The following is a 14,451-nucleotide window of genomic DNA, read 5'->3' as shown; positions in this document are numbered from 1 at the left end:
GACATAGTCGCTCAGAAATGGAGATTAGTATGGAGATTTTACAGATTGGTTTTATAGGTTTTGGATTAATTGGCGGTTCGATTGCAAAGGCACTCCGTGCGTACCGCCCGCAGTGCCACATGATTGCTACCAGCCGTTCTCTTTCCCCTCTTTATCAGGCACAAAAAGACGGTGTATTGGATGAAGTAACGGACTGCGTAAATGAACAGTTTTCCGGCTGCGATATCATTTTTATCTGCACGCCGGTCGTAACGATTACAAAATATTTTGAACTGTTAAAGCCACTTATCAAGTCTTCCTGCATTTTAACCGATGTAGGCAGTGTAAAAGAAAGCATTTACACTGCAGCTAAAAATGCCGGTCTGGAAAATAATTTTATCGGCGGACACCCGATGGCAGGCTCTGAACAGTCCGGTTATACAAGTGCCCATGCCGATTTGCTGTGCGGTGCAAAATACGTTATCACACCGTCTGCACACACTTCAAAAGAACATTTAGATTCTTATGTCGAACTTGTAAAAGATATCAAGGCCGTGCCAATTGTCATGGACCCGGCAACACATGATTACTGTGCTGCTGCTATCAGCCATGTGCCGCACCTTATCTCTGCCGCACTGGCAAAGCTGGTTAAAGATGCCGACACCGGTGACTATAAAGATTACATGCACCTGCTTGCCGCAGGCGGTTTTAAGGACACCACCCGGATTGCTGCTTCTTCTCCTGAAATGTGGGAACAGATTTGTGCTGCAAATCCGACGGCTATTTCGCAGCTTTTAGGGGAATATATCAACTCTCTTACTGCAGTCAAAGAACATATTGATTCCGGCGACAGCCACTACATTTACAAGTTATTTGAAGAAGCGGGCATTTACCGGAATACATTTTTCGGACCGGACCGTTCCTGACGGCAGCCACCGTATTTGCAGTAAATCTGCTTGAGAATGGAGATTCATATGTATCACAGACAACGTAAAAACAAGCAGAGAATCCGTACAAAATTCTCTGCTTTTATGATGCTTTTCGTTTTTATTTTTGTTTTAGTCTGCCATATCGGACTTTTAAATCCTGACCTGACAGCTTCCGTAAAGACTTCTTTTCAGGATACACTGAAAGGTTTATTTACAAATTCTTCTAAACAGGACACTGCACTTTCCTATTCAGAAAGCCGTCCCGAAAATACAACGCTTTCTGTCACCTTTTTAGATGTCGGGCAGGGAAACTGTGTGCTTGCGGAATCGGACGGACATTATATGCTGATTGACGGCGGTGACCGTTCCCACTCCTCTTTTGTAGTCAGCTACTTACAGCAGGCGGGTATTACTGCACTTGACTATGTACTGATTTCACACTATGATGCCGACCATGTCAGCGGTGTTATCGGTGCTTTATATCAATTTGACGTTGGCAATGTGCTTTCACCGGATTACAGTGCTGATACAAAAATTTACCAGTCCTATGTAAATTGTCTTAAAAAGCAGAATATCACTCCGGTACACCCACAGGTCGGTGACACCTATATTTTAGGAAATGCCTCTTTTACCGTGGTCTGCCCCGACCGCTATGACTATGAAGAAGAAAACAACCGCTCTCTCGGTATCCGGCTGACGGATTCTTCACACAGCTTTTTAATCCTTGGCGATGCCCAGTCAAAAAGCGAATCCGCCATGTTAAATGAGAATTTAGATCTTTCTGCGGACGTCTATATGGTAAGCCACCACGGAAGTGCATCTTCTTCCACCGAAAAATTTCTACGTGCCGTACACCCTGCTTTTGCCGTTATCAGTGTCGGCGCAGACAACGATTACGGACACCCCGCACAAAAAACACTTTCCCGCTTGGAAGCACAGGATATTCAAATCCTGCGTACCGATTTAAGCGGAACAATCACAGCTTACAGCACCCCCGACACCCTCACCTGGAGTACCGGACGGTGAGGGTGCGGTCTGATAAAACTCAAACCTTAAAACATCCCCCGCCAACAAATTCCCTTACAATCGAATTAATCGGTATGTTTTCACTGGTATACGGCAGGAAGTACGCAAGGAACTTTAACAGGCGCTTTGCTTCCTGATATTCCGGTTCGTCCTCTCCGACTGAGAATAACAGCGGTTCTACATACGGCTTTAATACGGACAGTTCATACGGCATTGCCGAATTAAACATCGCATCTGCATACTCCTGAAACGGGAAAATATTTTTTTCTTCGCCCTTGCGCACAGATTCCCACATGCCGAGAGTACGTGCAGCACTCGCACCACGGGTTCTGCTGTCACGCACCAGACGGCGGATTAATCTGCCGTCGGTTGTTGCCACACGGTTATGTTCATCCACATTTAACTGTGTCAGCGCACTGATGTAAATTTTATATTTACTTTCTTTCGGAAGCATATATGACATTTCATCGTTTAAGCAGTGAATTCCTTCGATAACAAGAATGTCTTCCGCTCCAAGCTGTAAATAATCATTTCCGTATTCTTTTTTACCCGTCTTAAAGTTAAAGGTCGGCATACAGACACGCTTTCCTTCCAGAAGCTGCTCCATGTGCCGGTTAAACAACTCGATGTCAATCGCATGCAGGTCTTCAAAGTTATAATTGCCGTCTTCGTCAAGCGGTGTCTGCTCACGCTCTACAAAATAGTTATCCACACTGATTGGATGCGGCTTGTATCCGTTTGCACGAAGCTGAATGGACAGGCGGTTTGCAAAGGTCGTCTTTCCGGAAGATGACGGCCCTGCAATCATTACAAATTTTGTACTTTTTCTTTTTTTAATAGAGTTGACAATTTCAACAATTTTCTGTTCCTGAAGAGCTTCCTGTACAAGAATTAATGAGTTCATATCATTATTTGTAATATGCTCATTTAATGCACCCACAGTATCAATTCCCAGCATATTTGCCCACTGGGTTGATTCTTTTAATACCTGAAACAGTTTTTGCTGCGGTGCAAATTCCGGTACAATTTCCGGTGCTTCCTTAACCGGCAGCTGTAATACAAAGCCTTCATCATACAAAAACAAATCAAAAACACCTAACATTCCGGTAGACGGTGCCATATATCCGTAAAAATAATCTTCAAAACCGTCCAGGTTATAAATGTTTACATAAGAGCTTCTGCGGTATTTAAACAGCTTGGTCTTATCCTCCATGCCGTATTTTTCAAATAGCTTTACTGCTTCGCTCGTCTGAATCATGCGCTTTGTAATCGGAATATCTGCCGCAACAATTTCCTGCATCTTTGTCTTTACCCTTGCAAGGAACTCTTCTGTAACCTGAAAATCTGCCTTTAAACTGCAATATAAGCCTTTGCTGATAGAATATTCAATTGTCACACGATCAATTGAATGTTCCGGTGCCGTCTGATAAATTGCATGCAGCATTAAAAGCACTACACTTCTCCGATAGGTTTCGTTGCCAACGGCAGCTGCCGTTGTAATATATTCTACCTTTTCATTTTCAATTTCCGTATCTTTTAATTCATGAAGTTTTCCATCAACCTTTGCCAGAATAATCTGATGCGGATAATCCGGCTGTGCCTGCTTTGCCAGTTCAAATAATGTCTTACCCATATTTTTTCTCCCATCCTGCGTATTTTACGCAAAATTATAATATTCTAATGCAAAATCAATGCAATCCAAATCCTTCCGTAACTGCTCTAACCGCTCCTGTACTGCCGCTTCCTGTCCGTTTCGTGCTGATAACTGTGTGTAAATTCCTTCTGCTATCCGCTTTTCTTTATATAAATATGCTTTCAGGCTCTCGTTTTTTTCACGCAAAAGCGATTCTCCGTACCGAAGCTTTGCTTCCTCGATCGTCTGCGGTGCATAATCCGCACCCATGTATACACATTCCATAATGACATAAAACTGACCATCTTCTGTCATCATATGTTCTTCTAAAACAAGAAATCCCTTTTCCTTTAAAAATATCCGGAATTCCCGCAGTTCAGACTGCGGCGATACAATCAGCCGTGTTGATTTGTCCAGCTTTTCCATACCGTTTGTAAGAATCGACTGTATCAGTCTTCCACCCATGCCGGAAATGGTAACGGTATCTGCCTCACCCTTTTCAAGTGCTGCCAGTCCGTCCGAAAGTCTTAATTCAATCTGATCGGACACACAAAATGCCCGTGTATTGTCTTCTGCTTTTTTTAGAGGTCCTTTCCTGACGTCCATTGCTATCACACGGTCTGTAATTCCACTCTTTACAAGAAAGATTGGCAGATATCCGTGATCGGTACCGATATCTGCCACTTTACTTCCTTTTTTTATCAAACCGGCAATCAGACGCAGTCTATCTGATAAATTCAGTTCTTCCATAATTGTTCCTATATTAATATTAGTCTAAGTAATCTTTCAATTTACGGCTTCTGCTTGGATGTCTTAACTTTCTAAGTGCCTTTGCCTCAATCTGACGGATACGTTCTCTGGTAACATTAAACTCTCTGCCGACTTCTTCAAGGGTTCTTGCTCTGCCGTCATCCATGCCGAAACGCAGCCTTAACACCTTCTGTTCTCTTTCTGTCAGCGTTCCGAGGACTTCTACCAGCTGTTCCTTTAACAGTGTTGAAGCCGCTGCCTCTGCAGGAACCGGTACGTTATCATCCTGAATGAAATCTCCTAAATGGCTGTCTTCTTCTTCACCGATTGGTGTTTCAAGTGAAACCGGTTCCTGTGAAATCTTCTGGATTTCGCGTACTCTTTCTACCGGAATATCCATTGCCTCTGCAATTTCTTCCGGGGACGGCTCTCTGCCTAATTCCTGTAATAACTGTCTGGACACACGCACCAGCTTGTTAATCGTTTCTACCATATGCACCGGGATACGGATTGTTCTTGCCTGGTCTGCAATGGCTCTTGTAATTGCCTGACGAATCCACCATGTCGCATACGTACTGAATTTATAACCTTTGCGGTAATCAAATTTTTCTACCGCTTTAATTAAACCTAAATTACCTTCCTGAATTAAATCCAAAAACAGCATGCCACGACCTACATATCTTTTGGCAATGCTGACTACCAGACGAAGGTTTGCCTCGGCAAGACGCTTCTTTGCTTCTTCATCGCCCTGTTCCATGCGCTTTGCATATTCGATTTCTTCTTCTGCGCTTAACAGCGGCACTTTACCGATTTCCTTTAAATACATTCTGACAGGGTCTTCAAGCCCTACACCATCCGGTACGGATAAATCAATTTTTTCAATATCAATATCATCTTCATCATCTAAAATAATTTCATCGTCGTCTGTATCATCATCCGCCATCTTAACATCGACATTATTATTTTCAAGGAATTCAAAGACTTTTTCCATCTTATCGGCTTCAAAATCGGTATCGAGGAAATAATTCATAATTTCCTGATAATCAAGTACATTTTTCTTCTTTTTGGCAATCTGAAGCAGTCCCTTACATTTTTCATCAAACTTCGCAGCGATTTCAGCAGCAATTTCTTCTTCTGTTTTTTCTACTGCTTCTCCTTCGGTCTTTGCCTTTTTGGTTGTCTTTTTTACTGTTTCTTCTGCGATATTCTCATTTTTCTTAGCCATGATTGTCACCTTTCTATTCTCTTATAATGTAATATGAATTGCTGATAATTTGTTTTTCATTGTATAAAGCTGCTGGATTTGTGCAGGGTCTGCCGCCTGGTCAATCTGATACTGTATGCTGTTGTTTTTTACCTTAAGTACGGTATCATTAAGTGCTTTTTCGCGTTCATTGTGATTCAGCCGGTTATCCAGTTCCATGCTAAACATCGCCGCAACTTCACTGTGCGTTTCCTCGGCATCGTATGTACTGATAATTGCCGCGGGATTTAAACTGCCGCTTTCATACTGTGCATACAGCTTGTCCGCCACATCCTTAAACAGCGGGTTTACAAAATCCTGCGGTGAAATGTATTCTTTCACCTTTTCAAAAATTCCGGCATCTTCAATCATCCATGTCAGCAGAATTTTCTCTGCCTGACGGACACCGTCTTCTTTTTTCTTCTTGGGTGCCGCAGCACGCTGCTGTCCCGATGCCGCCGGATAATCATTTCTTCTTAAAATGCCTTCCTTACTGCCAAGAGATGCGACCAGCTCCCGCATGCCCTGCAATTCAATGTGGAAACGGTCGCAGACCGCACGCATATAGTTTTCCCGCTCCAGCTTTTCCCGGAACGTCACCAGCTTTGCCGCCGCTTCCCGCTCAAACTTCGTAGACTCTGCCGGGTCAATTCTGTCATATTCTTTCTCAAGAACACCAATTTCATACATAAAACTGTTTTCCGCCTTGTCTATCCGCTCCTGAAACGCTTCCGCCCCCAGTGCCTTGATAAATTCATCGGGGTCTTTATACGGCTGCATATTAATAACCTTCGTGGTAAGCCCGGCTTCTTTTAATATCGGAATTGCCCTAAGCGCTGCCTTTACACCCGCCGCATCACTATCATAGGTAATCAGGACATTATCCGTATACCGCTTCATAAGTGCTGCCTGTCCCGGCGTCAGCGCTGTTCCGAGGGACGCCACTGCCTGCGTAAAGCCAGCCTGATGCAGTGAAATCACATCCATATATCCTTCACAGATAATCATATTGGACTTTCTGGATATGCGCGCCGCATTCAGCCCATATAAATTCCTGCTTTTATCAAATAATTTGGTTTCCGGTGAATTAAGATATTTCGGTTTTGCATCACCCATGACACGGCCGCCGAAACCGATAACCTTGTTGTTAATATCCATAATCGGAAACATCACGCGGTTCCAGAACTTGTCATGGATTCCCCGCTCATATGTAAACAGTCCTGTTTCTTTTAACAACGCATCATCATAACCTTTGCTTTTTAAATACTGATATAGCGCATTCCCGGTCTGTCCGGCATATCCTAATCCGAAGCGGTTTATCGTAGTATCGCTTAACCCTCTTTTTTGAAGATAGGACAGTCCGATTTTACCGTTTTCAGCTTTAAGCTGATGGTAATAATACGTTGCCGCTATTTTATTAATCTCTAAAAGCTTTGCCTTTAAGTCCCTGTTTTTCTTTTCTTCTTCCGAATAACTCGTTTCGGGAAGCTGCATGCCTGCTTTGTCTGCTAAGTATTTTACAGCTTCAAGAAACGTATAATTTTCGTATTCCATAACAAATGTAATGACATTGCCGCCCACCCCGCAGCCGAAACAGTGATACAGCTGCTTTCCCGGTGATACGGAAAAAGACGGAGATTTTTCATTATGGAACGGACACAGCCCGACATACGAACTGCCGTTTTTCTTCAGTTTGATATATCCGGAAATAATATCCACTATGTCGCTTCGCGATACAACTTCATCAATTACTTCACTTGCGTACATCTGTTTTCACCAACCTGATTCATCCTTCCTCTTATACTTTCCACGATGTCGGAACAAATATTTCTTCAAATTTGGCAACCGAATACTGGTCGCTCATGCCTGCTATATAATCGCACACGACACGTTCCGGCGTTTCGCCGCACTCTGTAATAAATCTTCTGTAATTGTCCGGCAGCGCTTCTATATTATCCATATAATATCCATACAGTTCCGTAATCAGCTTGTCTGCCTTTGCTTCTTCACTTTTTGCAAGTGGATTCTGATAAAGACTGCCAAACATAAATTTGCGCAGCTCCATCATTGCCTGATGCACTTCATCAGACATACAGATTTCATTCTTCCCGATACTGTTATGAATAATATCCTGTATCATCGTATTCAGCCTTGATTTTGTAGTATCTCCAAGCACTTCTGTAAAGGCTTTCGGAATATCCGTTTCACTGAATATTTTTGCCCGGATTGCATCGTCAATATCATGGTTAATATAAGCTATTTTATCGGAAAGCCGGACGACTTTTCCTTCCAGTGTGGACGGCATGGACGATGTCTGATGGTTTAAAATACCATCACGCACTTCTTTTGTAAGATTTAACCCCTGTCCGTCTTTTTCCAGTTTTTCCACAATGCGGATACTCTGTTCTGAATGGACAAACCCCATCGGACAGATTCTGTTTAATGTCCGTTCTCCGGCATGTCCAAACGGCGTATGTCCTAAATCATGTCCCAGTGCAGCTGCCTCTGTCAAATCTTCATTTAACCGCAGCGCCCTGCTGATTGTTCTTGCAATCTGGGACACCTCCAGTGTGTGCGTAAGCCGCGTTCTGTAATGATCCCCCTGCGGCGACAGAAAAACCTGCGTCTTATGCTTTAAGCGCCGAAACGACTTACAGTGTAAAATTCTGTCCCTGTCCCGCTGATATGCAGGGCGCACCGTACAGGGTTCTTCCGGTCTGTCCCGCCCCTGCGATTCATCACTGAAGCTGGCAAATCTGCTTAAATGCTCATGCTCGTATTTTTCCTGTTCTTCCCTGATATTCATTCAAAGCCTCCTATCCGGTAAACAGTCCATCCTGTTAAAAGCGCCTATACTTTATATATTCTGCAAAGAATCTGATTTTCCTTTAATTTTTCTTAATAAAATTTCAGCACTGATGCAATCCGGACATCTTACAGTACAGCTTTAATCCTGACATTTCTGTTATTTTATTCAGGCGTTGCAAATGCTCCGGCTCCACCTGCCAAAAGGCAGACAATCAGTGCCTTTACAAGTGCTGTCATATCCATATCTGCCCCTTTTGTAAGAATAAAGGCGGCAGCCGTCAGCACGGTAAAATATAAAATACCAAAGCCCATGCCCCACAACATTCTTCTGCTTTTCTGTGCTTTTGCTAAAATATAGCCGCCGGCAAAGCATGAAAGAGCATAAATAATAACGACAGCTGCCATTACCTGCCAGTCTGACAAATGCAGACGATACAGCCCGAAGGCCGTTAACAGAAGCAAAACTGCCGTTATTACATATGCTATAATCAATGTTTTTACAAGTTGAAATCCTTTTACTGCCATTTTCCCTCCAGATTCAAGATTCATTTTTCTTAATCTATCCTATGAAAGGAAAAGCCCGGTTATACTAAAAAACTTTTAAAATCACAGATACAACTCTGTTGGATTCTACTTTTTCTACTGTAAATTCCAGATTATCCACGCGCAGTTTTTCTCCTGCCGCCGGAATCCTGTCCAGCTTTTCAATAATATAACCACCAATTGAATCATTATCTTCAGATGTCAGGGCTGTTGACAATTTTTCATTGACATCATCTAATTTATACGTTCCGTCAATATGATATGTATAATCATCGATTTTAACAAATGGTTCTGTTTCATCATTATCATACTCATCACGGATTTCCCCGACGATTTCTTCCAATAAATCCTCTGTTGTAATCATGCCTGCCGTAGAACCATATTCGTCTAATACGATTGCAATCCCCTGTGACTGTTTCTGCATTTCCTTAAACAGTTCGGAAATATTTTTATGTTCATAAACATAATAAGGCTTGCGCATGATTTTTCTGATTTCAAACTGTGTGCCATGCGGCGCAACAATTAAATCTTTTATATTTAAAATGCCGACAACATTATCCTGTTCTTCCTCATACACCGGAATCCTCGAATACATCGTTTCCCTAAACAGTGCCAGAATCTCATCGTATCCCGTTGTAATATCCGCGGCAACCATATCAATTCTCGGTATCATAACATCCTTGGCTTCTGCATCACCAAAATCGAACAGATTGTTAATAATCTGTCTTTCATCCGATTCAATAACACCTTCTTCATGGCTGACATTAACAAATGTTCTCAGTTCTGTTTCTGTAATTGTCTTTTTATGATTCTTCGTATCAATATGGAACAATCGTAAAAAGAATCCTGCCAGAACATCTACCACATAAATAACCGGTGTCAGCACGGTCATCAGTACTTTAATAACCGGTGCATATACCAGCGCAAACTTTTCTGAATAAACGGTTGCTGTCGTTTTAGGTGTAATTTCACCGAAAATTAATACAACAATCGTTAACACACCTGTTGTAATACCCGTGGCATAATTGCCCCAGATTTTAATTGTCAGCGATGTTGCCAGCGCCGATGCTGAAATATTGACAATGTTATTTCCAATCAGAATCGCACTTAACATCTTCTGTGAATGTGCAATAATGTCTGACACAATGACCGCCCTCTTGTTCCCCTCATCAATCAGGGTTCTGATGCGAATGTGGTTTACAGTTGTAAATGCTGTTTCTGCTGATGAAAAAAAAGCAGATAACGCAAGCAGAATAATAATTAAAATCAACTGCGTGATACTGTCCGTATCCAAAAAATCAACTCCTTTAAAAATATTTTTCTCTACATCATATCAAATAATAAAGGAGATGTCAAAGATTTTGGGGATTTTCAAAAATGCTTGACAAGATTTTAAAAGTTAAAAAATCCTCACAAGAAATTTTTAGAATTTTTTTAGAATACCGGATAAGTATATCCTGCTTCTTTCATCTTTTTTTCAAGTTCTGCGACACTGATATTCAGCTTATGAGCGCCCTGTTCCGGTGTTATGGTTTTGTCCTGCACAAAACTGTACACTGTCATCTGCTCACCTTCAAGTCTGCCTTTTTCAATGCCCATTTGTTCAAGTCTTTCAGCTACTTCGCACATATTGCTCACCTTTCCCTTTCCGTCCGATAAAATATTTTCATATCTTCTGTCCCCGGTTACCGCAGACAGCATCTTTAATACTGCATCCACATGACGGATTTCAGTCTTATTATCCGGCACATAATCTTTATTCTTTCTCTTTCGAACAAAAAAATCCGCCACTATCCTGAAATCACTCTTAAACATGGATATCTGCTCATCTGTGAGCCATGCAATTTCAAATACGTTAATCTTTAAGTCATTAACATATTCTTCCATGCCCTCCGGAATGTCAAACAGGTCTTTTAAATGCTTTTCTGCCCTCCAGTGTTCATTTCCGAAGTACAGTACCAGTGTTATCACCGGCACGGCACTTTTTTCTTCCAACTGTCCACTGTAAGATGCACCCTCATAGCCAAACACCCTCAGCGGCATTTTCGGCTCAACGGCAGTCTGATTTTCCAGTCCGCACAGGGCTATCTGTACTTTTCCGTTCATCCAGTATTTTGCGACATCCCGCTCCTGCTCGTGTAAGACACCGGTTTTGTCATTTTTATACTGGGAATGCACACCGGTATTTACAAGTGTCTCCGGCTTTATGCGCTGTTTTCCTTTGAATACCAGTACATTGACAATATCAGCAAAAATGTCATTATAATCTTCCAGTATCTTTTCTGTTAAATCTTTTATCCCCATATACCTCCCCATTTTCTTCCTTAAAATAACAAATATTCATATATACATAACAGGGGATATTCTTTAATTTTATATTTAGTTTAATCATACACCCTGTTCTTCATTTACTGCAAGAAAAATACACCGTTTAGGAGTTATTTCACCCGTGTGATATTACCCTGCTTGTCGATATGCCATACCTGCTCGCAGAGTTCATCCGGGTAGTTTTTCAATTCATCGATGGTTAAATGTCCTACCGAATCATACCATTCCTCATCACCGGGAATTCTTTTGATGATGGTGTCGTTATAAACTGTAGATGCCGCCTTTACAAGGATAATGCGGCGCTGTTTCCACCGGGCATACAGTTTTACCGTGGCGTGGTTTACGGTTGTAAGGTTCTTTACCGTATCCTGCGGCTGGTACTCCGTTCCCTGTCCGTCCGTTCTTGTATTCCATCCCATAAAGGTAAATCCCGTCCTTTCCGGCTTCTGCTCCGGAAGAACGACTTCCTCGCCGTACTGCACCTCCATTTTATCAGGAATGTTTCTTGCGGCTGTGCCTGCATTGCCGTCAAATCCGATATAGTAGGTAATCGGTGTCACCGTTTCATCCCAGACGGCATACATAGTCGTATTTTCCTTTAAGACATAATCTGCATTGCATGGGAAGCGTGTTTCGCTCTCCGGGCTGCTTTCGGCCCATGTCGCAAATGCATAGGAATGGGTATAGCCGTCAAGGTCAACGGATTCCTTTACACTTTCGCCAAGCTGTAATTTAAAGCCCTTTACTTCCTGCGGGGCGGCTGCATTGCAGTACACGGTTTTCGTTACCGGCTTTGTGGTATCATTTTCCGTTCCGCCGTTTAATTCATAGGTCAGTGTTACGTCTGCCCGGCACACGGTATAGTAGGTAATGCTGTCCGGAATTTTTAAATGTTCCTCCCCGGACTTTACCTCCATCTTTTCAGCACCTTCCGCGGTGATGTCTGCCCTGCTGTTAAATCCTACTGCCGTAACATCCGACACATTTTCCCATCCGCCATAGGCACTGCACTGTGGCGCATCGATAAGGGCATAGGTGTCGTTGTTATACATGGAGCCTTCCCTCTTATAGGTCTGTGCAAAGTCCACGAATGTCACAGTGATGTCCTTGCGGTACACGGCATAGAGTGTGACGTTTCCGGTGACGGTGTACCGGGGAAGTCCTGTTTCTGAATCACTTTCCGTATTCCATCCGGCATGTTCCCAGCCGTTTTTGTATGCTGCAACGGAAAGGTCGGCATCCGCACCGTAGTAGGTCTTTACGGTTTCCTTATCCGCCGACGTACCGCCATTTGTTCTGTAGTCATAGGTAACGGTGCATACCGTCCTGTCATAATAAAGTCTGACCGTGGTAGTTCCCTTCACCTGTGTCTGCGTGCGGTTTCCATTCTCCTGAATCGTCTTATTTTCATTGAATGAAAGTCCCTTTATTTCACGGACATGGTTTTTATGTACCAGTGTTTCGCCGTAGTACGGTGTTAAAGCTTCTGCCACGGACGGCTTGTCCGGATAGTTTCCTGCCGTATCCATGTAGTAATGTTCCACGGTGACGGTATAACGGTTTCTGTCATAATAGATTTTTAATTTCACATCACCCGTTACCGTTCCCGTATAACCGGGATTCATTTCCTTTGTCTTATCAGGATTTACCGTAAATCCTTCATATTCATTTGCCGCATCAATTAGATTCAACTCACTGCCGTACTTATAAGGCTTCTGTGTCGTTTCATACGGCGTACCAGGATAAGTTCCGTCCATATCCATGAGGTAATGCTCCACGGTGACGGTATATTCATTGGTCTGTGATGCAGAGCATGCCTTTAACGTGACATTTTCTTCCGGCATGACAAATGTTACCGGATTTGATGTCTTTGATGTGCCGTTTCTGAAGGTCAGGCGGGAATCCGTTTCAAATCCTGCAAAACGGTAGGTATACTGCGCAGTCTTTTCACTGAGCGTAACGGATGCCGTTACATTTTCTCCCCAGCGGTATGTACCCTCCCCGCTTTTTGCACTGAAAGCATCGGCATTGTCGTATGTTACTGTTACATTGTAAGTCTGTCTGTAAATATCAACGCTTGTTGTATAGCCTTCTGTCTGGTACTGTCCGCTGACTGTATACTTTACTGCCGCCGGTCTTACCCACTTATCTGTATCAAGGCTGCCAAAATCATAATCGACCGTATCCCCGGTCCTGAAATCCTGATCAAAAATGGTGGAGTATGAAGTCCATGTGCCGTCTGCATTTTCGTAACGCACACGTATCTTCTGGTTAAAAATAAGGTTTTCAGACTGTGTTGTATATTTTGCATACAGCGTTGTATTTCCTGCCGGTGTATATGTATCGCCTGCGCCGCCCACACGGCTTGTCAGTGCCGAATCCAGATACCAGCCGTCGAAAGTATAGCTTACATTCTTTCCGTCAATCTCAACGGAAGCTTTTTCTGCATTTGGAAGCGTAACTGTGCCGTTGGTGTAATCCGCTTTTACGTTTACCGTGCCGCCGTTTGCGGTCAGGTTTTTAAAGCTTAATGCCGGAAGCCAGTAAGATGCTCCATTGAACGTTCTGCCTTCATCAATACCATGTTCCCGGTAATGCAGGATTGCCCACATGGTATCATAGGTATTGTTTGTTGCCCTTAAAAGGTCCGAGTTGCCGTTATAGTATGCCGCCCAGTTCCATGTGCCGACCGACCAGCCGTCCCAGCCTTTCACCTCACCGTGAGTGGTATTGCTGTCCAGCTGTTCATTCCAGCCGTTAAATGTTCCCGGCGCATCGGTGTTTGAACTGTTAATTGCTGCCGTGCCGCCGTTGGTTTCATAGCTTACGGTGTAGGCTCTTTTGGCTTTGAGGAAATTGTAGATTCTGTCGTATTCGTATGTTCTTACTGTATCTGTTGTTTCATTTCCGTTTTCATCAAGAAGCGTACCGCCGTCTGCGTTGTAATCCACCTTGTAATTCGTGCTTGTCCACTCTGCTGATAAGTTGATGGTGTTGTCCCACAGATACCACTGCTGGTTGTCACTGCCGTGATAGCCGCTGATCGTAATGTTAGTTCCGTTATCTGTGCTATATCCCCACAGGTCAAGCACCAGTGAGGAAGAATCCAGTGAAGTACAGTTTCCAAGCTTTGAGCAGATGTAGAAGTATCCGTCCCCTGCCATTTTTAACGTCCACAACTGGTTATCGCCGCCGTGGTATGCATACTGCTG

The 14,451-nt window shown here is 43.1% G+C and carries 11 protein-coding genes; 2 read left to right on the top strand and 9 right to left on the bottom strand.

The genetic code is table 11. The features are described 5' to 3' along the window. Window positions 1–29 precede the first annotated feature (29 nt). Together WMO37_RS02385 and WMO37_RS02380 are read left to right on the top strand one after the other, a co-directional pair. Window positions 30–905 carry a prephenate dehydrogenase gene (locus tag WMO37_RS02385; RefSeq protein WP_349154236.1) on the top strand — a complete coding sequence of 292 codons (876 nt, stop codon included), beginning with the start codon at window positions 30–32 and terminating at the stop codon, window positions 903–905. Window positions 906–953: 48 nt separating this feature from the next. Next, on the top strand, window positions 954–1,934 hold the full coding sequence (locus WMO37_RS02380) for a ComEC/Rec2 family competence protein (RefSeq protein ID WP_349154235.1): 981 nt from the start codon (window positions 954–956) through the stop codon (window positions 1,932–1,934). 19 nt (window positions 1,935–1,953) lie between these two features. On the opposite strand, the gene WMO37_RS02375 is transcribed toward WMO37_RS02380, so the two are convergent. The 9 genes from WMO37_RS02375 to WMO37_RS02335 form a co-directional block, all read right to left on the bottom strand. Continuing rightward, window positions 1,954–3,567 carry a nucleoside kinase gene (locus tag WMO37_RS02375; protein WP_349154234.1) on the bottom strand — a complete coding sequence of 538 codons (1,614 nt, stop codon included), beginning with the start codon at window positions 3,565–3,567 and terminating at the stop codon, window positions 1,954–1,956. 24 nt (window positions 3,568–3,591) lie between these two features. Beyond that, entirely contained in the window at window positions 3,592–4,317 is a 726-nt protein-coding gene (locus WMO37_RS02370) for a tRNA (adenine(22)-N(1))-methyltransferase (RefSeq protein WP_349154233.1), read from the bottom strand. Between the two features lie 19 nt (window positions 4,318–4,336). After that, window positions 4,337–5,542, bottom strand: coding sequence for an RNA polymerase sigma factor RpoD (gene rpoD, locus WMO37_RS02365; protein WP_022433499.1), 1,206 nt, complete (start codon window positions 5,540–5,542; stop codon window positions 4,337–4,339). 21 nt (window positions 5,543–5,563) lie between these two features. Continuing rightward, window positions 5,564–7,327 (bottom strand): DNA primase, encoded by a 1,764-nt coding sequence (gene dnaG / locus WMO37_RS02360; RefSeq protein WP_349154232.1) that lies wholly within the window; start codon window positions 7,325–7,327, stop codon window positions 5,564–5,566. A gap of 31 nt (window positions 7,328–7,358) precedes the next feature. Further along, a complete protein-coding gene (locus WMO37_RS02355; protein ID WP_022433501.1) occupies window positions 7,359–8,366 on the bottom strand; it encodes a deoxyguanosinetriphosphate triphosphohydrolase in 1,008 nt (335 codons plus the stop codon). A 164-nt stretch (window positions 8,367–8,530) separates the two neighbouring features. Next, a complete protein-coding gene (locus WMO37_RS02350) occupies window positions 8,531–8,893 on the bottom strand; it encodes a TIGR04086 family membrane protein (RefSeq protein WP_022433502.1) in 363 nt (120 codons plus the stop codon). A 64-nt stretch (window positions 8,894–8,957) separates the two neighbouring features. After that, window positions 8,958–10,205, bottom strand: a complete 1,248-nt coding sequence (locus tag WMO37_RS02345; RefSeq protein WP_022433503.1) for an HlyC/CorC family transporter — start codon at window positions 10,203–10,205, stop codon at window positions 8,958–8,960. Window positions 10,206–10,345: 140 nt separating this feature from the next. Then, entirely contained in the window at window positions 10,346–11,215 is an 870-nt protein-coding gene (locus WMO37_RS02340; RefSeq protein WP_349154231.1) for an Rpn family recombination-promoting nuclease/putative transposase, read from the bottom strand. Between the two features lie 134 nt (window positions 11,216–11,349). Next, window positions 11,350–14,451, bottom strand: a 3,102-nt coding sequence (locus WMO37_RS02335) for an InlB B-repeat-containing protein (protein ID WP_349154230.1), incomplete at its 5' end; no start/stop codon positions are given.

The organism is Lachnospira intestinalis (genome assembly GCF_040095895.1).
Lineage (GTDB): Bacteria > Bacillota > Clostridia > Lachnospirales > Lachnospiraceae > Lachnospira > Lachnospira intestinalis.
The sequence above is the reverse complement of the archived record's forward strand: the minus strand, read 5'-3'. Positions and strand labels throughout refer to the sequence as shown.